Source organism: Staphylococcus epidermidis (assembly GCF_006742205.1).
Classification (GTDB): Bacteria; Bacillota; Bacilli; order Staphylococcales; family Staphylococcaceae; genus Staphylococcus; species Staphylococcus epidermidis.
Genome location: NZ_AP019721.1, coordinates 1,979,464 through 2,000,678, shown reverse-complemented (window position 1 = coordinate 2,000,678; position 21,215 = coordinate 1,979,464). Strand labels below are relative to the sequence as shown.

Sequence of the window (21,215 nt, the reverse complement as noted above, 5' to 3'; positions counted from 1 at the left end):
TAGGTAAGAAGTATTCAATATAGAGGTTTAAGGAGAGATTACTATGATTAGATTTGAAATTCATGGAGATAACCTCACTATCACAGATGCAATTCGCAACTATATTGAGGAGAAAGTAGGTAAATTAGAAAGATACTTTAACAATGTGCCAAATGCTGTAGCACATGTTAGAGTTAAAACTTATTCTAATTCTACAACTAAAATTGAAGTTACAATTCCTTTAAAAGATGTCACTCTTAGAGCTGAAGAAAGACATGATGATTTATATGCAGGCATTGATTTAATTACTAACAAATTGGAAAGACAAGTACGTAAATACAAAACTCGTGTAAATCGTAAACATAGAGATCGTGGAGATCAAGATATCTTTGTTGCTGAAGTACAAGAGTCTACAACAAACAATCATGCAGATGATATAGAAAGTGAAAATGATATTGAAATTATTCGTTCTAAACAATTCAGCTTAAAACCAATGGATTCTGAAGAAGCAGTATTGCAAATGAATTTATTGGGACATGATTTCTTTATTTTTACCGATAGAGAAACTGATGGTACAAGCATTGTTTATAGACGAAAAGATGGCAAATACGGTCTGATTGAAACAACTGAATAAATTGACTTGTATATTATAGACTATAATATTGCCGAAGTTGAATTAAGAATTCTTATCAGTTTATTGAATAAGGTAATAATGATTAATAGAATCAGGGTTACTAATACACATAGGTATTCTTAGTTTGCTTGACTACAAAATAGAACTTAATAAACATAGGCTGGGGCATTGTTTTGATATGTTCACTTCAAAGTAGATATGACATTAATCAAGCTTTGGAGTTCGTATTCTTAATAAGTGTCTCAGCTTATTTTGTTTGCTTAAATTTTAAATTAACCAATTAAATGAGTATTTAATAGACAGTATGCTTACAAATATGCTAGTGTGATTTGACGATTTATATTTAAACTTTGATTTTAAATTTCTATATTAGTTAAAGGTATCGCGTTGCGTTATTTTTTAAAAACGTGTTTGATTGCGAGAAAAAAATGATTGCAACGTGTTAAAATAAAATTATTGTTAATTGAAATGTTTATATACATTTTATAATATAAATGATTGTCTATAGAAAAAGGCTGTTGCCAGTCGAATCAAAGTGAAGTGTTGTGAAAAATTGAGTTAACACGCATTACTTCATGAGTATATAAGTATAAATTTAGCGATATAAATGATAAGATAAATTGTTGTAAGCCAAACAGTTTTTAGTTAAAGGAGCGACGCGTGCAATGGGATTTTTATCGAAAATTGTTGACGGCAATAAAAAAGAAATTAAAAGATTAGGTAAGTTAGCAGATAAAGTACTTGCTTTAGAGGAAGATACTGCGATATTAACCGATGAAGAAATACGTGAAAAAACAAAATCTTTTCAAAAAGAGTTAGCAGAAATTGAAGATGTAAAAAAACAAAATGATTATTTAGATAAAATTTTACCTGAAGCTTATGCACTTGTACGTGAGGGGTCAAAGAGAGTATTTAATATGATTCCTTATAAAGTACAAGTAATGGGTGGTATTGCTATACATAAAGGTGATATTGCAGAAATGAGAACAGGTGAAGGGAAAACATTGACTGCAACCATGCCGACGTATTTGAATGCTTTAGCTGGTAGAGGTGTACATGTTATTACAGTCAATGAATATCTATCAAGTTCACAAAGTGAAGAAATGGCTGAACTATATAACTATCTTGGCTTAACTGTAGGTTTGAACTTAAATAGTAAGTCAACTGAAGAAAAACGTGAGGCTTACGCACAAGATATCACTTATAGTACGAATAATGAACTTGGGTTTGATTATCTTAGAGATAATATGGTGAACTATGCTGAAGAGAGAGTAATGCGTCCTCTACATTTTGCAATTATTGATGAGGTCGATTCCATATTGATCGACGAAGCAAGAACACCTTTAATTATTTCTGGTGAAGCGGAAAAATCTACTTCTTTATATACTCAAGCAAATGTTTTTGCAAAAATGCTTAAAGCGGAAGATGATTATAATTATGATGAAAAAACCAAAGCTGTACATCTTACAGAACAAGGTGCAGATAAAGCTGAACGTATGTTCAAAGTAGATAATCTTTATGATGTTCAAAATGTGGAAGTGATTAGTCATATTAATACAGCTTTAAGAGCTCATGTTACTTTGCAACGCGATGTTGATTACATGGTCGTTGACGGTGAAGTATTAATTGTTGACCAATTTACTGGACGTACAATGCCTGGACGTCGTTTTTCTGAAGGTTTACACCAAGCAATTGAAGCTAAAGAAGGTGTAGCAATTCAAAATGAGTCTAAAACGATGGCATCCATTACTTTCCAAAACTATTTCAGAATGTATAATAAGTTAGCGGGGATGACTGGTACAGCGAAAACCGAAGAGGAAGAATTTCGTAATATCTATAATATGACAGTTACCCAAATTCCAACAAACAAACCTGTTCAACGTAAAGATAATTCAGACTTAATTTATATTAGTCAAAAAGGAAAGTTTGATGCGGTAGTTGAAGATGTTGTAGAAAAACATAAAAAAGGACAACCCGTCTTACTAGGTACTGTTGCTGTTGAGACTTCTGAATATATTTCAAATTTACTAAAAAAACGTGGTGTCAGACATGACGTATTAAACGCTAAAAATCATGAACGCGAAGCTGAAATCGTTTCAAACGCGGGGCAAAAAGGTGCAGTTACAATTGCCACAAATATGGCTGGACGTGGAACAGATATTAAACTTGGTGATGGTGTTGAAGAGTTAGGTGGACTTGCTGTTATTGGTACTGAGCGTCATGAATCAAGACGTATTGATGATCAATTACGTGGACGTTCAGGACGCCAAGGTGATAGAGGAGATAGTCGTTTTTACCTATCTTTACAAGATGAATTAATGGTACGTTTTGGTTCAGAACGCTTACAGAAAATGATGAACCGTTTAGGAATGGATGATTCAACGCCAATCGAGTCGAAAATGGTATCTCGAGCTGTAGAATCAGCTCAAAAACGAGTAGAAGGTAATAACTTTGACGCGCGTAAACGTATTCTAGAATACGATGAAGTTTTACGTAAGCAACGTGAAATTATTTATAATGAGCGTAATGAAATCATTGATAGTGAAGAAAGTTCTCAAGTCGTTAACGCGATGTTACGTTCTACATTGCAACGTGCGATTAATCATTTTATTAATGAAGAAGACGATAATCCTGACTACACGCCATTTATCAATTACGTTAATGATGTGTTCTTGCAAGAAGGAGATCTTCAAGATACAGAAATTAAAGGTAAAGATTCAGAAGATATTTTTGAAATTGTATGGTCTAAAATTGAAAAAGCATATGCACAGCAACAAGAAACATTAGGAGACCAAATGAGTGAATTTGAGCGGATGATTTTATTACGTTCAATTGATACACATTGGACTGATCATATTGATACGATGGATCAATTGCGTCAAGGTATTCATTTACGTTCATATGCACAACAAAATCCACTTCGTGATTATCAAAATGAAGGTCATGAATTATTTGATATCATGATGCAAAATATCGAGGAAGATACATGTAAGTATATCTTGAAATCAGTGGTTCAGTTTGAAGATGATGTAGAACGTGAAAAATCTAAAAGCTTTGGTGAAGCAAAACATGTAACTGCTGAAGATGGCAAAGAAAAAGCAAAGCCCCAACCGATTGTAAAAGGTGATCAGGTAGGTAGAAATGATCCATGCCCATGTGGTAGTGGTAAAAAATATAAAAATTGTCATGGAAAAGCGTAATCAATAAAATAGTTTAAATATAAAGGCTGAGGCATATCTAATTATGAATGACTCAGCCTTTATTTACATCGCTTGTAAGTTAAATGCTTAGTAATATGATATAGCGATGAAATGGCCGTTTATTTTTAAAAAATAGGCATATACTGTATGATATAAATATTATGACATAGTATGATTAAATAGGAGAGAAGATGAATGGAACTATCTGAAATTAAAAGAAATTTAGAAGAATATCAAAATCACTTAAATCAAATTAGGGGGTCTCTTTGACTTAGAAAATAAAGAGACGAACATACAAGAGTATGAAGAAATGATGACCGATCCTGATTTTTGGAATGATCAAACTAAAGCACAAGATATCATTGATAAGAACAATGCACTAAAATCTATAGTAAATGGGTATTATCAACTGACAAATGCTGTCGATGATATGAGTGCGACGAGAGAGTTATTACAAGAAGAATATGATGAGGATATGAAGATAGAATTAGAAGAGGAAGTTCAGCAATTTGAAGAACAAATTGATCAATATGAGTTACAATTACTCCTCGACGGACCACATGATGCAAATAATGCTATATTAGAGCTTCATCCCGGTGCTGGCGGTACAGAATCACAAGATTGGGCAAGTATGCTTCTTAGGATGTATCAACGTTACTGTGAACAAAATGGCTTTAAAGTTGAAACGGTTGATTATCTTCCAGGAGATGAAGCAGGCGTTAAAAGTGTCACATTACTTATTAAAGGACATAATGCTTATGGTTATTTAAAGGCAGAAAAGGGTGTTCATCGTTTAGTTAGAATTTCACCTTTCGATTCATCTGGTAGACGCCATACTTCTTTTGCATCATGTGATGTTATTCCTGATTTTAATAATGATGAAATTGAAATTGAGATTAACCCAGATGATATCACAGTGGATACTTTTAGAGCTTCAGGCGCTGGTGGACAACATATTAACAAAACTGAGTCTGCAATTAGAATTACACATCACCCTACAGGTATTGTAGTCAACAACCAAAATGAACGATCTCAAATAAAAAATAGAGAAGCTGCAATGAAAATGTTGAAGTCCAAACTTTATCAATTAAAGTTAGAAGAGCAAGAGCAAGAAATGGCTGAAATTCGAGGCGAACAAAAAGACATTGGATGGGGAAGTCAGATTCGTTCTTACGTCTTTCATCCATATTCAATGATTAAAGATCATCGTACGAATGAAGAAACTGGTAAAGTAGACGCTGTTATGGATGGAGAAATAGGCCCATTCATAGAAGCTTATTTAAGAAAAGAAATGGATAGTCGAGACGTATAATTGATATACGCATAATCATTATTTGATTTATCAATGATTATGCGTATTTTTCATTAAGCAGACAGAATAGGGAGTTAATTTTTAAAGTTATATTTACTTTATATGTAGTCTGCATTTTCTAATGTTACCGTAGTAAATTCAATCTTATACGAGAATGACTTTAATTTGACCTGTACATCATAAGGTTAGGAACTAGTGGAGTAGATAATCACCTCTAGATGTAAAAATACACTTCTTAACTATTATATTACATCAATATAACAATACCCTTAGCTTCATTTGATTGTGCTATATTAAATTTGTGAATTAATAATCAACTAGCAAAGGAATGACAACTAGATGAAAAAAACGCTAACTGTAACGTTAAGTTCGATTGCAGCTTTTATTGCAATCAACACTGCAGCTAACGCACAAGAATCTGAGACGTCGCAACTAGACACATATGCAACGGGTGATGTAATTACAAATCAATCAAACTTAGGTATTTACATTGTAAAACCTGGAGATAGTTTATATAAAATTGCTTTAGAACATAATCTTTCTTTAGAAGAGCTTTATGCATTAAATCCTGGTGTAGAACCTCTTATTTTTCCGGGAGATGAAATTGTAGTATCTGAAACTGCATTTGAACAATTTAATAACACAAACACATTCGTAAATTATGAAACTAACTACATTCCAGTAGGATATAATAATGTATCAACTGATACTTCCAACACTACTTATGATAATTATGATAGTGAATCAACTGATACATACTCTGTGTCAAACGCCTATGATGGTCTAAGAAGTGTATCTAACTCAGGTAATTTATACACTACTGGTCAATGTACTTATTATGCATTCGATCGTCGAGCTGAGCTAGGGAAACCAATTGGAAGTCTATGGGGCAACGCTAGTAACTGGGCATATTCAGCTAATCAGGCTGGCTTTAATGTAGATCACACACCTGAGGTTGGTGCTGTATTCCAAAGTGGTCCGGGTCAAAATGGGGCTGGTGCTTATGGACATGTTGGCGTTGTTGAATCAATCAATTCTAATGGTTCTGTAACTGTTTCGGAAATGAACTGGAATGGTGGCGTTAACGTAAAATCTTACAGAACTATTAGCAACCCTAATTCATATAATTACATTCACTAAATGGCTATTTATATTCAAAGTGTGAATGAACTGCGCGTATAATTGTCTCTTATGTTATATAAACGTTCTAGACAATTAAATTGAAAATCATGTTGGTTGAACAACACCTCCATATATATCAACATGTTTTACCCATAAATTACGTATTAGAGTAGAATAGTGAGTTCAAAATGAATTCATTATTCTACTTTTTCTTTTGTAATAAAATAGAAATGATTTACATGATAATTTACTTTCAATAATAATATTGATTGATATAATAACAATAAGAATATAGACTAATTTTAATATTAAGGAGGTGTCTTATTATGGGAATGCATCAATATTTTAAAAGACTATCAGATTTAGAAAAATTAATAAGATTACCAGGTAAATTTAAATATTTTGAACACAATGTCGCAGCTCATTCTTTTAAAGTAACTAAAATTGCGCAATATATGGCTACTGTCGAAGAATATCATGGAAATAAAATCGATTGGAAGAGTCTCTATGAAAAGTCACTCAACCACGACTTTGCTGAAGTGTTTACAGGTGATATCAAAACACCGGTAAAATACGCAAGTAAGGAATTAAAACATTTATTCTCCCAAGTTGAAGAAGAAATGGTCGATACGTTTATCAAAGAGGAGATACCAACACAATATCAGCACGTGTATCGTGAACGTTTACAAGAAGGTAAAGATGATTCTCTAGAAGGTCAAATTCTATCTGTTGCTGATAAAATTGATTTATTGTATGAAACATTTGGAGAAATACAAAAACGTAATCCTGAGCCACTATTTTTTGAAATATATGAAATGAGTTTAGAAACTATTATACAATTTGATCACTTAGAATCTGTAAAAGATTTTATTGAAAATGTTATACCTGAAATGCTCACAGAAAACTTTATTCCTCGAACTGAATTACGTGAAACAACAATGTCAATTCTAAACAGAAGAAATGGGTGACGATAATGATTTGGTATGTTTGTGCGGCCTTCTTTCCTTGTATATTAGTTGTGCTGTTTAGTGTGGTGACTAGAAGTAAATGGATTGGTACATTAGTCACACTGGTAATAATAGGGGCATCAGTTTATAAAGGATTCTTTCACAACGAATGGATTATTTTTATAGATGTGACAAGTTTATTAGCTGGTTATTTAATAATTGATCAACTTGAATTTCATAAGAACCAAAATGATTCTTAAGAATGCGTTTGTTCAAACAAAAATTTTGAAGTATTTGTTTTTTTGATTTATTATTACATTGAACTGTAATAATAGTGATTATGATTTTATTTTAAAATTGTTGAATCATCATTATTGCTCATTTTTTACTTTAAATTGATGTTTATAGTATTTTGAATATTAAGTAATCCATGGTGTAAACATTAATAACTAAATATTAAATAGTAAATATTTTAATAGCTAGAACATAATAATTGATACATTGTGAATATAAAAGCGAAAGATTTTAAAGTGCAGTGTGTATATAATATGTATTTGATTGTACGTTTAAGAAAAACATCGCACATCATACATTACTGATAAATAAAGCTCTAAGACAATTTCTTACATAAGAAATCATCTTAGAGCTCTTGTTTTAGAATAAGCATTATAAATGTTATATTTCACAAGCGAACAAATGTTTGTATTGTTCTTATAGAATTTGTTAAAATAGAAAATGATATTCATGAAAAAGTAATTGATTTGAGATGTGTAAAATCTTTATAAATGATAACAATATTAGGAGGCGTATTTTGGAATGGTAGAACATGTTCCATTTAAGTTAAAGTCTGAATTTGAGCCACAAGGTGATCAGCCACAAGCGATACAAAAAATTGTGGATGGCGTAAATGAAAGGAAACGTCATCAAACCTTATTAGGTGCAACTGGGACAGGTAAAACTTTTACTATGAGTAACGTAATTAAAGAGGTTGGTAAACCTACACTTATTATTGCACATAACAAGACATTAGCAGGTCAACTATATAGTGAATTTAAAGAATTTTTCCCAGAAAATAGAGTTGAATATTTCGTTAGTTATTACGACTACTATCAACCTGAAGCATACGTGCCTTCAACAGATACTTTTATTGAAAAAGACGCCTCCATTAACGATGAAATTGACCAACTACGACATTCTGCTACAAGTTCTTTATTTGAACGTGATGATGTCATTATTATCGCAAGTGTTAGTTGTATCTATGGTTTAGGTAATCCGGAAGAATATAAAAATTTGGTTGTTAGTGTACGTGTTGGTATGGAGATGGAACGAAGCGAATTGTTGAGAAAGTTAGTTGATGTACAATACTCACGTAATGACATAGATTTTCAACGTGGTACATTTAGAGTGCGTGGAGATGTTGTTGAAATATTCCCAGCTTCTAGAGAAGAAATGTGTATTCGCGTAGAATTTTTTGGAGATGAAATTGATCGCATCAGAGAAGTTAACTATTTAACTGGTGAAGTAATTCGAGAACGTGAACATTTTACAATTTTCCCTGCTTCACACTTCGTTACTCGTGAAGAGAAAATGAAAGTAGCTATTGAACGTATAGAAAAAGAATTAGAAGAGAGACTAAAAGAATTACGTGATGAGAATAAATTATTAGAAGCTCAAAGGTTAGAACAACGTACTAACTACGATTTAGAAATGATGAGAGAAATGGGCTTTTGTTCAGGTATTGAAAATTATTCTGTTCACTTAACTTTAAGACCATTAGGTTCAACACCATATACATTGCTTGATTATTTTGGAGATGATTGGCTTGTCATGATTGATGAGTCTCACGTTACGTTACCTCAAATTCGTGGTATGTACAATGGGGATAGAGCTCGTAAACAAGTATTAATAGACCATGGATTTCGTTTGCCAAGTGCGTTGGATAACCGACCATTAAAATTTGAAGAATTTGAAGAAAAAACAAAACAACTTGTTTATGTTTCAGCTACACCAGGCCCATATGAGTTAGAACATACAGATGAAATGGTTGAACAAATTATACGACCTACTGGTTTACTTGATCCTAAAATTGATGTGCGTCCAACTGAGAATCAAATCGATGATCTTTTAAGTGAAATCCAAGATCGCGTTGACAAAGATGAACGTGTACTTGTGACAACACTTACTAAAAAAATGAGTGAAGATTTAACTACATATATGAAAGAAGCGGGGATTAAAGTTAATTATTTACACTCAGAAATTAAAACATTAGAACGAATAGAAATTATTCGAGACTTACGTATGGGTACTTACGACGCAATAGTTGGGATCAATCTGCTGAGAGAGGGTATAGATATACCTGAAGTATCTTTAGTTGTAATTTTAGATGCAGATAAGGAAGGCTTCTTACGTTCTGATAGATCTCTTATTCAAACTATTGGGCGAGCAGCACGTAATGACAAAGGAGAAGTCATTATGTATGCGGATAAAATTACAGATTCTATGCAATATGCAATAGATGAAACACAAAGACGTAGAGAAATACAAATTGCTCATAACAAAGAACATGGCATCACGCCGAAAACAATTAACAAAAAGATTCACGACGTCATTAGTGCTACTGTGGAGAGCGATGAGACAAATCAACAACAACAAACTGAATTACCTAAGAAAATGACAAAGAAAGAACGTCAAAAAACAATAGAAAATATAGAAAAAGAAATGAAAAAAGCAGCCAAAGATTTAGATTTCGAAAAAGCAACAGAGTTAAGAGATATGTTATTTGAATTAAAAGCAGAAGGGTGACGATTAAATGAAAGGACCGTCAATTGTAGTAAAAGGTGCACGAGCACATAATTTAAAAGGAGTAGATATTGAATTACCTAAAAACAAGTTGATTGTCATGACTGGACTTTCAGGCTCAGGTAAATCTTCGTTAGCGTTCGATACTATTTATGCTGAAGGTCAACGACGTTATGTGGAATCGTTAAGTGCATATGCGCGACAATTTTTAGGACAAATGGACAAACCTGATGTAGATACCATTGAAGGTTTGTCACCAGCAATATCTATTGATCAGAAGACGACAAGTAAAAACCCACGTTCTACCGTTGCCACTGTGACTGAAATCTATGATTATATTCGATTATTATATGCGCGTGTCGGTAAACCGTACTGTCCTTATCACGGTATAGAAATTGAATCACAAACTGTTCAACAAATGGTTGATCGTATTTTAGAATTGGAAGAACGTACAAAAATTCAATTACTTGCTCCAGTTATATCACATAGAAAAGGAAATCATGAAAAATTAATTGAAGATATAGGTAAGAAAGGATATGTGCGTTTACGTGTTGATGATGAAATCGTCGATGTAAATGAAGTGCCTCAATTGGATAAAAATAAAAATCACACAATTGAAGTTGTTGTTGATAGACTTGTAGTTAAAGATGGCATTGAGACGCGTTTAGCGGACTCTATTGAGACAGCACTTGAACTTGCTGAAGGTAATTTAACAGTTGACGTTATTAATGGAGAAGAACTTAAATTCTCTGAGAACCACGCATGTCCTATATGTGGTTTCTCTATTGGTGAATTAGAACCTAGAATGTTTAGTTTCAACAGTCCGTTTGGTGCGTGTCCAACTTGTGATGGTTTAGGTCAAAAACTAAAAGTAGACCTAGATTTAGTCATTCCTGATAAAAATAAAACTTTAAATGAAGGTGCAATTGAACCATGGGAACCAACAAGTTCGGATTTTTATCCAACTTTATTAAAACGTGTATGTGAAGTCTACAAAATTAATATGGATAAGCCATATAAAAAATTGACTGATAGACAAAAAAATATACTTATGAATGGTTCTGGAGAAAAAGAAATTGAATTTACTTTCACGCAACGAAATGGTGGTACTCGTAAACGTAAAATGGTTTTTGAAGGTGTGGTACCTAACATTGACCGTCGTTACCATGAATCTCCCTCTGAATATACACGCGAAATGATGAGTAAATATATGACAGAGTTACCGTGTGAAACTTGTCATGGCAAACGCTTAAGCAAAGAAGCGTTATCTGTATACGTAGGCGACTATAATATAGGTGAAGTCGTTGAATATTCAATTAAAAACGCGCTTTATTATTTCGAAAATTTAAAATTAAGCGACCAAGATAAATCGATTGCAGATCAAATTTTAAAAGAGATTATTTCAAGATTATCATTTTTAAATAATGTTGGTTTGGAATATTTGACTTTAGATCGCTCATCAGGGACTTTATCTGGAGGGGAAGCACAACGTATTCGTTTAGCAACACAAATTGGTTCACGATTAACCGGAGTACTATATGTTTTAGATGAACCTTCTATTGGATTACATCAAAGAGATAATGATAGATTAATTAATACTTTAAAAGAAATGCGTGATTTAGGTAATACACTTATTGTCGTTGAACATGACGATGATACTATGAGAGCAGCTGATTATTTAGTTGATGTGGGTCCGGGAGCTGGTAACCACGGTGGAGAGGTTGTCTCAAGTGGTACCCCTAATAAAGTAATGAAAGATAAAAAATCCTTAACTGGTCAATATTTAAGTGGAAAAAAACGAATTGAAGTCCCTGAATACAGACGAGAAATCACCGATAGAAAGATTCAAATTAAAGGTGCTAAAAGTAATAATTTGAAAAATGTAAATGTAGACTTCCCACTATCTGTCTTAACTGTTGTTACAGGTGTGTCAGGTTCTGGTAAAAGTTCACTCGTCAATGAAATTTTATATAAAGCATTAGCTCAAAAAATTAATAAATCTAAAGTGAAACCTGGGAATTTTGATGAAATTAAAGGAATTGATCAATTAGATAAAATCATTGATATTGATCAATCGCCAATAGGTAGAACACCACGTTCTAACCCAGCCACATACACTGGTGTCTTTGATGACATAAGAGATGTCTTTGCACAAACGAATGAAGCTAAAATACGAGGTTATCAAAAAGGTAGATTTAGTTTTAATGTCAAAGGTGGACGATGTGAAGCTTGTAAAGGTGATGGAATTATAAAAATTGAAATGCATTTTTTACCAGATGTCTATGTACCTTGTGAAGTATGTGATGGTAAACGCTATAATCGTGAGACTTTAGAGGTAACATACAAAGGTAAAAATATTGCGGATGTATTAGAAATGACTGTTGAAGAAGCTACGCATTTCTTTGAAAATATTCCTAAGATTAAACGTAAATTACAAACACTTGTAGATGTTGGGTTGGGGTACATTACTTTAGGTCAACAAGCTACTACATTATCTGGTGGCGAAGCGCAACGTGTAAAACTCGCATCAGAATTGCACAAACGTTCAACGGGGCGTTCTATTTATATTCTTGATGAACCAACTACAGGATTACATGTCGACGATATAAGTCGTTTATTAAAGGTATTGAATCGTATAGTGGAAAATGGTGATACGGTCGTTATTATCGAACACAATCTTGATGTTATTAAAACGGCTGATCATATTATTGATTTAGGTCCAGAAGGCGGTGAAGGTGGAGGAACAATCATCGCAACTGGTACACCTGAAGAGATTGCTCAAAATAAAGGGTCTTACACTGGTCAATACTTAAAACCAGTATTAGAGAGAGACAGCGTTGAATAGTAAGGTGTATGACTAGTAATAAAATGATAGATTAACTTAAAAAGCTTTAAGATGACTTTTACACAAAGAATCTTAGAGCTTTTTATATTAAATTAATTTCATTAATTTGAGCATAAATCATCAAATAGTTATTTGAAATTCGATTTAGATTATTATTTAAGGTATATTTTTTAACTCAATCAGTCAACTACTCGATTGTAAAATGGAGATAAAATCTAGTTTGTCTTAAAACAGTAATGATTTAAGAAACTTTTAAAATTTTAAATCATCATTTTAATATAAAACATGTGTTGATTTTTGATATGATAATAGAAAAGGAAGATACGAATGGCTTATGAAATTTGAGGTGAATGCATGTTAACAACAGATAGATTAGTTAATACGTTAAATTTAGAATTACTTACTGGTGAAGAAGGTTTAGATAGACCAATTAAAAACACAGATATTTCACGTCCAGGTTTAGAAATGGCTGGATATTTTTCACATTATGCTTCAGACCGTATTCAATTATTAGGGACAACGGAGTTATCATTTTATAATTTACTTCCAGATGAAGAGAAGAAAGGAAGAATGAGAAAATTATGCCGACCTGAAACTCCAGCGATTATTGTTACACGTGGGTTAGAACCACCCGAAGAACTTATACAAGCATCTCAAGAAACGCATACACCAATTATTGTTGCGAAAGATGCCACAACGAGTTTAATGAGTAGGTTAACGACATTTCTCGAACATGAACTCGCGAAAACTACTTCTTTGCACGGTGTACTTGTTGATGTTTACGGTGTAGGTGTACTAATTACAGGAGATTCTGGCATTGGGAAAAGTGAAACTGCATTAGAATTAGTCAAACGAGGCCATAGATTAGTGGCTGATGATAATGTAGAAATCAAAGAAATTACTAAGGATGAACTTGTAGGGAAACCGCCTAAACTTATCGAACATTTGCTAGAGATTCGTGGTCTCGGAATCATTAATGTTATGACTTTGTTTGGAGCAGGATCAATATTAACTGAAAAACAAATTCGATTAAATATTAATTTAGAAAATTGGAATAAGAATAAATTATACGATCGTGTAGGTCTTAATGAAGAAACATTGAAAATTCTTGATACGGAAATCACTAAAAAAACGATACCAGTTAGACCAGGGCGTAATGTAGCAGTAATTATTGAAGTAGCTGCTATGAATTATCGTCTTAATATCATGGGTATTAATACAGCAGTTGAATTTAATGAGAGACTTAATGAAGAAATCGTTCGAAATAGTCATAAAAGTGAGGAGTAACACACATGAATATAACATTAGGATATATCGATCCTGTTGCCTTTAGCTTGGGACCAATCCAAGTTCGATGGTATGGAATTATTATTGCTTGTGGTATCTTACTTGGATACTTCATTGCACAAGCAGCATTGAAACAGGTTGGATTACATAAAGACACCTTAATCGATATTATATTTTATAGCGCGATTGTTGGATTCATAGTTGCGAGAATATACTTTGTTACATTTCAATGGCCATATTACATGAATCACTTGAGTGAGATACCAAAAATTTGGCATGGTGGTATTGCCATACATGGTGGCTTAATTGGTGGACTTATCTCTGGGATTATTGTTTGTAAAATCAAAAATCTACATCCGTTTCAAATAGGAGATATTGTGGCACCAAGTATTATTTTAGCTCAAGGGATAGGACGCTGGGGAAACTTTATGAATCATGAAGCGCATGGAGGTCCAGTATCTAGAGCTTTTCTAGAACATTTACATTTGCCAGACTTTATTATTAGAAATATGTATATTGAAGGCCAATATTACCACCCGACGTTTCTATATGAGTCTATTTGGGATGTAATAGGTTTTGTCATTTTAATTACTTTAAGGAAACGTCTAAAACTTGGAGAGACATTCTTTGGTTATCTTATTTGGTATTCTGTAGGGCGCTTTTTCGTTGAGGCGATGAGAACCGATAGTTTGATGCTTACGAGTCATATACGTGTCGCGCAACTTGTTTCTGTCGTGCTTATTATGATTAGTGTGATATTCGTAATTTATAGAAGAGTTAAATACCAACCAATAAAATATGAAAATTCAGGACCATTAACATGGCCGATTAAAAAGGCTAAGTGATTATTTTGAGAAGATTAAGTAAAGAGAAGCATCATCAAGTGAATCCTTTATGGCATATATATAGAAAAATTAAATTCGTAAAAGTGCTAAAGCAAACGTTGATTATAGAAATTGCAAGATTTGTTCCTAGTATGAAACTTAAAAATAAAATATATAAAAAGCTTTTAAAAATGGATGTCGGGAATCATACTTCATTTGCATATAAAGTGTTGCCTGATTTGTTTTATCCAGAATACATTTCGGTTGGCAAGAATACAGTCATTGGTTATAATACAACAATATTAACTCACGAAGTACTTGTTGATGAGTGGAGAGTAGGAAAAGTCATTATAGGCGATTACACTTTAATAGGTGCAAATACGACAATATTACCAGGAATAACCATAGGAAATCATGTTAAAATTGGTGCGGGTACGGTTGTGTCTAAAGATGTTCCCGATTACAGTTTTGCATTTGGTAATCCTATGCAAATACAATTAGATTCAGGAGGTGACAATGAATGGCACAAAAAGAAAATAACATCATTCCAATGATTTTTGATGAGGCTTTTTATCGTAAAATGGCTACCCAAAAGTGGCGACAACAGGACTACAAGAAGGCGGCAGAATATTATGAAAAAGTGCTTGAGTTGTCACCTAAGGATTTTGATATTCAACAACACTATGCTCAATGTTTAGTTAAATTAAATATCGGCAAAAAAGCAGAACGTCTATTTTATGAGAATATTGTTAAAGACTTTCATGTAGCAGAAAGTTTCTATGAACTAAGTCAATTAAATATAGAATTAAACGAGCCAAACAAGGCATTCTTGTTTGGTATTAATTATGTAATATTGTCAGAGGATAAAGATTTTAGAGAAATGCTTGAAAAAACATTCGAAGTCACGTATACAAATGAACAAAAAATTGAATTAGAAGCACAATTGTTTTCAACACAACTTTTATTTCAATTTCTCTTTTTGCAAGGTAGGTTAGAAGAAGCCCGAACATATATTTTGAATCAATCTTACGAGATACAACAGCATAGGGTGATTAGGAATTTACTTGCAATGTGTTATTTGTATCTAGGTGAGTATGATAGCGCCAAAGCAATGTTTGAAGAACTTTTAAAGGAAGATAATTCAGACGTGCATGCACTTTGTCACTACACATTATTACTTTATAATAAAAAAGAAACAGAAAAATATCAAAAATATCTTAAAATACTTAATAAAGTAGTACCACTAAATGACGACGAAACCTTTAAATTAGGAATCGTATTGAGTTATTTAAAACAGTATCGTGCTTCTCAAAATTTACTTTATCCACTTTATAAAAAAGGTAAATTTGTCTCTATTCAAATGTATAATGCATTGAGTTTCAATTTTTATTACCTAGGAAATAAAGACGAAAGTATTGAGATGTGGAACAAGCTCACTCAAATTTCTGAAGTTGATGTTGGTTATGCACCTTGGGTAATTGAGGAAAGTAAAACGGTATTTGAATCACGAGTGTTACCATTATTACTAGATGATAATAATCATTATCGACTTTACGGTATTTTTTTACTTCATCAATTAAATGGAAAAGAAATACTAATGACTGAAGATATTTGGTCAATTCTTGAATCAATGAATGACTATGAGAAACTTTATCTCACATATTTGGTACAAGGACTCACACTCAATAAATTAGATTTTATACACAGAGGTATGCAAAGGTTGTATAATTTTAAGAAATTCAAATATAACACGTCTTTATTTACAGATTGGATTAATCAAGCAGAAATGATTATAGCTGAAAATGTAGATTTAGTAGATGTCGATAGATATGTAGCTGCATTTGTTTACCTATCGTATCGTCGTTCTAGCCAACCACTTACCAAGAGGCAATTGATGGACGATTTTAATGTTTCTAGATACAAACTGAATAAAGCAATTGAATTTATATTGAGCATATAAATTTATGAAATGAAAAGTATGATATATAATGCGCATAATGATTAATAAGTAGGAGGCATTTAAAATGACTGAAGTAGATTTTGATGTAGCAATAATCGGTGCAGGTCCTGCCGGTATGACAGCAGCAGTATATGCATCTCGTGCCAATTTAAAAACTGTCATGATTGAACGCGGTATGCCAGGCGGTCAAATGGCAAACACTGAAGAAGTAGAGAATTTTCCAGGATTTGAGATGATCACAGGTCCTGACTTATCTACTAAAATGTTTGAACATGCTAAAAAATTTGGTGCGGAATACCAATATGGCGATATTAAATCTGTTGAAGATAAAGGCGACTATAAAGTTATCAATTTAGGGAATAAAGAGATAACAGCACATGCAGTTATTATCTCAACTGGAGCAGAGTATAAAAAGATTGGCGTTCCTGGTGAACAAGAATTAGGAGGACGTGGAGTAAGTTATTGTGCGGTTTGTGATGGAGCATTCTTTAAAAATAAACGTCTTTTCGTAATTGGCGGCGGAGATTCAGCGGTAGAAGAAGGTACTTTCTTAACTAAATTTGCAGATAAAGTAACGATTGTTCACCGTAGAGATGAATTACGTGCACAAAACATCTTGCAAGAACGTGCCTTCAAAAATGATAAAGTTGACTTTATTTGGAGTCATACACTTAAAACAATTAATGAAAAAGATGGTAAAGTTGGTTCAGTTACACTTGAATCAACTAAAGATGGTGCTGAACAGACTTATGATGCCGACGGTGTATTCATTTATATTGGAATGAAACCACTCACAGCACCATTTAAAAATCTTGGTATTACAAATGACGCGGGATACATTGTCACACAAGATGACATGAGTACTAAAGTACGAGGTATTTTTGCTGCAGGTGACGTTCGTGATAAAGGGTTACGTCAAATTGTTACTGCTACAGGAGACGGTAGTATTGCGGCTCAAAGTGCAGCTGATTATATTACAGAATTAAAAGATAATTAAAATTTAACTCATTTTACACATAGCTAGAACATTGTTTGCGTCAAAGTATCGTCATCAATGATTCTAGCTTTTTTAATTACAATATAAGTATGTTACTTTGCATATTTGAGTGTGATAAGATGAATTTAATATAATGATATTGATTGAAGATTATAATTGGCGGTGACTTAAGAAAATGACAAGCAACGAAAAAGAAATGGGTAAAAGTGAATTGTTAGTTGTTACAGGTATGTCTGGAGCGGGTAAATCATTGGTGATTCAAAGTCTCGAAGATATGGGATTTTTCTGTGTAGATAATTTACCACCTGTACTATTACCTAAATTTGTAGAATTGATGGCTCAAGGAAATCCTTCATTGCAAAAAGTAGCAATTGCAATAGATTTAAGAGGTAAGGAATTATTTAAATCTCTAGTTAAAGAAATTGATATTATTAAAAGTCGTAATGACGTGATTTTAGATGTTATGTTTTTAGAAGCTAAAACTGAAAAAATTATTTCACGTTATAAAGAATCAAGAAGAGCGCACCCACTAAATGAACAAGGACAAAGATCATTAATAGATGCAATAAATGAGGAACGTGAACATCTATCAGAAATCCGAAGTATCGCTAATTACGTGATTGATACAACAAAATTAAAACCTAAAGAATTAAAGCAACGCATTTCAAAGTTTTATTTAGATGAAAACTTTGAAACATTTACAATCAACGTGACAAGTTTCGGTTTCAAGCATGGTATACAAATGGATGCTGATTTAGTTTTTGATGTCAGATTTCTACCTAATCCCTACTATGTAGAGGAATTGCGTCCATTTACTGGTTTAGATGAGCCAGTGTACAATTACGTTATGAAGTGGAAAGAAACCCAAATATTTTTTGATAAATTAACAGATTTATTAAAATTTATGATTCCTGGCTACAAAAAAGAAGGTAAATCGCAATTGGTTATTGCTATAGGTTGTACGGGTGGACAACATCGATCAGTCGCATTAGCTAAACGTTTAGCTGAATATCTTAACGAGATTTTTGAATATAATGTTTATGTGCATCATAGAGATGCGCATATTGAAAGTGGAGAGAGATAATGAAACAAATGAATGTAGTACTTATTGGTGGTGGCACTGGACTTTCTGTCCTTGCTAGAGGCCTTAGAGAATTTCCAATAGACATTACTGCCATTGTTACTGTAGCGGACAATGGTGGGAGCACGGGGAAAATTAGAGATGTCATGGATATTCCAGCGCCTGGTGATATTCGTAATGTCATTGCTGCTTTAAGTGACTCAGAATCGATATTAACTCAATTGTTCCAGTACCGTTTTGGTGAAAATCAAGTAGATGGGCATTCATTAGGTAATTTAGTTATTGCTGGAATGACTAACATTACTAATGATTTTGGACACGCTATTAAAGAGTTAAGCAAAGTTTTAAATATTAAAGGCCAAGTCATCCCTTCAACAAACGCAAGTGTGCAACTCAACGCGGTGATGGAAGACGGTGAAATTGTACATGGAGAAACTAATATACCTAAAACACATAAAAAAATAGATCGTGTGTTTTTAGAACCAAGTGATGTTGAACCAATGAATGAAGCGATAGAAGCTTTAGAACAAGCAGATTTAATTGTCTTAGGACCAGGTTCATTATATACAAGTGTTATATCAAATTTATGTGTCAAAGGTATTTCAGAAGCATTATTACGTACATCTGCTCCAAAACTTTATGTATCTAATGTTATGACACAACCAGGCGAGACTGATAATTATGATGTCAAAGAGCATATTGATGCACTTACTCGACAAGTTGGTGAACCATTTATTGATTTTGTCATATGTAGCTCAGAATCCTATAGTAAAGATGTTTTACAACGATATGAAGAAAAGAATTCGAAACCAGTAGCAGTACATAAAGAACAATTAAAAGATAGTGGAATTAGAGTTTTAACGGCATCTAATTTAGTTGAAATATCTAATGAACACTATGTCAGACATAACACAAAAGTATTATCAAAAATGATTTATGAACTTGCCTTAGAATTAACAAGTACAATTCGCTTTACTCCTAGTGATAAAAAGAAATAATTATAAGCGAATTCGTAGTTATGATATGATAGCTTAAGTGTGTGTTTAGAATTAGAAAATAACTTTACACCTCATTGGCGATACTATAAATAAGAATAGAAAAAAGGGTTAGGAAGGGTGAGTGTTCAATGAGCTTTGCATCAGATATGAAAAATGAACTAACACGCATAGAAGTTGACGAATCGAATGCTAAAGCAGAGCTCAGTGCATTAATTCGCATGAATGGCGCACTTAGTCTATCAAATCAACAGTTTGTAATTAATGTACAGACAGAAAATGCGACAACAGCTCGTCGAATTTACTCTCTTATCAAACGTATATTTAATGTTGAAGTTGAAATTTTAGTTAGAAAAAAGATGAAATTGAAAAAAAACAATATTTATATATGTCGAACAAAGATGTTAGCGAAAGAAATACTAAATGATTTAGGAATTTTAAAAAAGGGAGTTTTTACTCACGATATTGATCCGGATATGATTAAAGATGATGAAATGAAAAGAAGTTATTTAAGAGGGGCTTTCTTAGCAGGTGGTTCTGTAAATAATCCTGAAACATCTTCATATCATCTTGAAATTTTTTCACAATATGAAGATCATTCCGAAGGTCTTACTAAATTGATGAATAGTTATGAACTCAATGCGAAACATTTGGAACGTAAAAAAGGGAGTATTGCGTATCTTAAAGAAGCTGAAAAAATTTCCGACTTTCTTAGTTTGATAGGTGGCTATCAAGCATTGTTAAAGTTTGAAGATGTAAGAATTGTCCGTGATATGCGTAATTCGGTTAATCGTCTTGTTAATTGTGAAACAGCAAATCTTAATAAAACTGTTAGCGCAGCAATGAAACAGGTTGAAAGTATACAATTAATTGATGAAGAAATTGGGCTTGAAAATTTACCTGATCGTTTAAGAGAAGTAGCGAAGCTCAGAGTAGAACATCAAGAAATATCGTTAAAAGAATTGGGTGAGATGGTTTCTACAGGGCCTATATCTAAATCAGGTATGAATCACCGTTTAAGAAAGTTGAATGAATTAGCGGATAAAATAAGAAATGGTGAACAAATTGAATTATAAAAAATGAGATTTTAAGACTGAGATTACAAATAAGCTCAGACATTAAAATCTCCTCATCATTCAGCAACCCCCTCGAGAGGAATCGAACCTCTATTTTAAGAACCGGAATCTTATGTGTTATCCATTACACTACGAGGGGTAAATATTGAAATAATCA

General features: G+C 32.8%; 16 protein-coding genes and 1 tRNA gene. 16 read left to right on the top strand and 1 reads right to left on the bottom strand.

The features are described from left to right. Positions 1–43: 43 nt before the first annotated feature. The 16 genes from hpf to whiA all read left to right on the top strand — a co-directional run bounded on the left by hpf (position 44) and on the right by whiA (position 21,058). Positions 44–613 carry a ribosome hibernation-promoting factor, HPF/YfiA family gene (hpf, locus tag FNL83_RS09790; RefSeq protein ID WP_001829676.1) on the top strand — a complete coding sequence of 190 codons (570 nt, stop codon included), beginning with the start codon at positions 44–46 and terminating at the stop codon, positions 611–613. A 665-nt stretch (positions 614–1,278) separates the two neighbouring features. Continuing rightward, positions 1,279–3,813 carry a preprotein translocase subunit SecA gene (gene secA / locus FNL83_RS09785; RefSeq protein ID WP_001829572.1) on the top strand — a complete coding sequence of 845 codons (2,535 nt, stop codon included), beginning with the start codon at positions 1,279–1,281 and terminating at the stop codon, positions 3,811–3,813. A 195-nt stretch (positions 3,814–4,008) separates the two neighbouring features. Further along, a protein-coding gene (gene prfB, locus FNL83_RS09780) for a peptide chain release factor 2 (protein ID WP_100214577.1) occupies positions 4,009–5,125 on the top strand; the annotation gives its coding sequence in 2 pieces (ribosomal slippage) (positions 4,009–4,080 and positions 4,082–5,125; 1,116 coding nt in all). 339 nt (positions 5,126–5,464) lie between these two features. Then, entirely contained in the window at positions 5,465–6,265 is an 801-nt protein-coding gene (locus FNL83_RS09775) for a COG3942 and LysM peptidoglycan-binding domain-containing protein (RefSeq protein ID WP_001829621.1), read from the top strand. Positions 6,266–6,573: 308 nt separating this feature from the next. Further along, positions 6,574–7,215, top strand: a complete 642-nt coding sequence (locus FNL83_RS09770) for a YfbR-like 5'-deoxynucleotidase (protein ID WP_001829660.1) — start codon at positions 6,574–6,576, stop codon at positions 7,213–7,215. Positions 7,216–7,220: 5 nt separating this feature from the next. Further along, the gene (locus tag FNL83_RS09765) at positions 7,221–7,454 is read left to right on the top strand and encodes a CsbA family protein (protein ID WP_001832593.1); all 234 of its coding nucleotides are present in this window, start codon (positions 7,221–7,223) and stop codon (positions 7,452–7,454) included. A gap of 556 nt (positions 7,455–8,010) precedes the next feature. Then, the gene (uvrB, locus tag FNL83_RS09755; RefSeq protein WP_001829601.1) at positions 8,011–9,996 is read left to right on the top strand and encodes an excinuclease ABC subunit UvrB; all 1,986 of its coding nucleotides are present in this window, start codon (positions 8,011–8,013) and stop codon (positions 9,994–9,996) included. 7 nt (positions 9,997–10,003) lie between these two features. Next, positions 10,004–12,838 carry an excinuclease ABC subunit UvrA gene (gene uvrA, locus FNL83_RS09750; protein ID WP_002500278.1) on the top strand — a complete coding sequence of 945 codons (2,835 nt, stop codon included), beginning with the start codon at positions 10,004–10,006 and terminating at the stop codon, positions 12,836–12,838. Positions 12,839–13,192: 354 nt separating this feature from the next. Then, positions 13,193–14,125: an HPr(Ser) kinase/phosphatase gene (hprK, locus tag FNL83_RS09745; RefSeq protein WP_001829649.1), complete on the top strand. Its 933-nt coding sequence runs from the start codon at positions 13,193–13,195 to the stop codon at positions 14,123–14,125. Between the two features lie 5 nt (positions 14,126–14,130). After that, complete coding sequence (gene lgt, locus FNL83_RS09740) at positions 14,131–14,970, top strand: prolipoprotein diacylglyceryl transferase (RefSeq protein WP_001829638.1); 840 nt, start codon at positions 14,131–14,133, stop codon at positions 14,968–14,970. A 5-nt stretch (positions 14,971–14,975) separates the two neighbouring features. Then, entirely contained in the window at positions 14,976–15,503 is a 528-nt protein-coding gene (locus FNL83_RS09735) for an acyltransferase (protein WP_001829620.1), read from the top strand. Next, on the top strand, positions 15,470–16,909 hold the full coding sequence (locus FNL83_RS09730) for a tetratricopeptide repeat protein (protein ID WP_049387488.1): 1,440 nt from the start codon (positions 15,470–15,472) through the stop codon (positions 16,907–16,909). Before FNL83_RS09735 ends, FNL83_RS09730 begins: the two co-directional genes overlap by 34 nt. Positions 16,910–16,973: 64 nt before the next feature. After that, the gene (gene trxB / locus FNL83_RS09725) at positions 16,974–17,906 is read left to right on the top strand and encodes a thioredoxin-disulfide reductase (RefSeq protein ID WP_002438914.1); all 933 of its coding nucleotides are present in this window, start codon (positions 16,974–16,976) and stop codon (positions 17,904–17,906) included. A 175-nt stretch (positions 17,907–18,081) separates the two neighbouring features. Then, positions 18,082–18,990 carry an RNase adapter RapZ gene (gene rapZ / locus FNL83_RS09720; protein ID WP_001829594.1) on the top strand — a complete coding sequence of 303 codons (909 nt, stop codon included), beginning with the start codon at positions 18,082–18,084 and terminating at the stop codon, positions 18,988–18,990. After that, a complete protein-coding gene (locus FNL83_RS09715; RefSeq protein ID WP_001829626.1) occupies positions 18,990–19,985 on the top strand; it encodes a gluconeogenesis factor YvcK family protein in 996 nt (331 codons plus the stop codon). Before rapZ ends, FNL83_RS09715 begins: the two co-directional genes overlap by 1 nt. A gap of 128 nt (positions 19,986–20,113) precedes the next feature. Continuing rightward, complete coding sequence (gene whiA / locus FNL83_RS09710; RefSeq protein WP_002438915.1) at positions 20,114–21,058, top strand: DNA-binding protein WhiA; 945 nt, start codon at positions 20,114–20,116, stop codon at positions 21,056–21,058. Between the two features lie 67 nt (positions 21,059–21,125). Here the strand turns inward: whiA and FNL83_RS09705 are convergent. Then, positions 21,126–21,197, bottom strand: a tRNA-Arg gene (locus tag FNL83_RS09705). Between the last annotated feature and the right edge of the window lie 18 nt (positions 21,198–21,215).

What these genes read in the sequence shown, in the direction of transcription:
- FNL83_RS09730 (WP_049387488.1), top strand. Translation starts at nt 15,470, where the DNA reads ATGGCACAAAAAGAAAATAACATCATTCCAATGATTTTTGATGAGGCT.
- uvrB (WP_001829601.1), top strand. Translation starts at nt 8,011, where the DNA reads ATGGTAGAACATGTTCCATTTAAGTTAAAGTCTGAATTTGAGCCACAA.
- hpf (WP_001829676.1), top strand. Translation starts at nt 44, where the DNA reads ATGATTAGATTTGAAATTCATGGAGATAACCTCACTATCACAGATGCA.
- trxB (WP_002438914.1), top strand. Translation starts at nt 16,974, where the DNA reads ATGACTGAAGTAGATTTTGATGTAGCAATAATCGGTGCAGGTCCTGCC.
- rapZ (WP_001829594.1), top strand. Translation starts at nt 18,082, where the DNA reads ATGACAAGCAACGAAAAAGAAATGGGTAAAAGTGAATTGTTAGTTGTT.
- hprK (WP_001829649.1), top strand. Translation starts at nt 13,193, where the DNA reads ATGTTAACAACAGATAGATTAGTTAATACGTTAAATTTAGAATTACTT.
- FNL83_RS09775 (WP_001829621.1), top strand. Translation starts at nt 5,465, where the DNA reads ATGAAAAAAACGCTAACTGTAACGTTAAGTTCGATTGCAGCTTTTATT.
- whiA (WP_002438915.1), top strand. Translation starts at nt 20,114, where the DNA reads ATGAGCTTTGCATCAGATATGAAAAATGAACTAACACGCATAGAAGTT.
- lgt (WP_001829638.1), top strand. Translation starts at nt 14,131, where the DNA reads ATGAATATAACATTAGGATATATCGATCCTGTTGCCTTTAGCTTGGGA.
- uvrA (WP_002500278.1), top strand. Translation starts at nt 10,004, where the DNA reads ATGAAAGGACCGTCAATTGTAGTAAAAGGTGCACGAGCACATAATTTA.
- FNL83_RS09715 (WP_001829626.1), top strand. Translation starts at nt 18,990, where the DNA reads ATGAAACAAATGAATGTAGTACTTATTGGTGGTGGCACTGGACTTTCT.
- secA (WP_001829572.1), top strand. Translation starts at nt 1,279, where the DNA reads ATGGGATTTTTATCGAAAATTGTTGACGGCAATAAAAAAGAAATTAAA.
- FNL83_RS09765 (WP_001832593.1), top strand. Translation starts at nt 7,221, where the DNA reads ATGATTTGGTATGTTTGTGCGGCCTTCTTTCCTTGTATATTAGTTGTG.
- FNL83_RS09770 (WP_001829660.1), top strand. Translation starts at nt 6,574, where the DNA reads ATGGGAATGCATCAATATTTTAAAAGACTATCAGATTTAGAAAAATTA.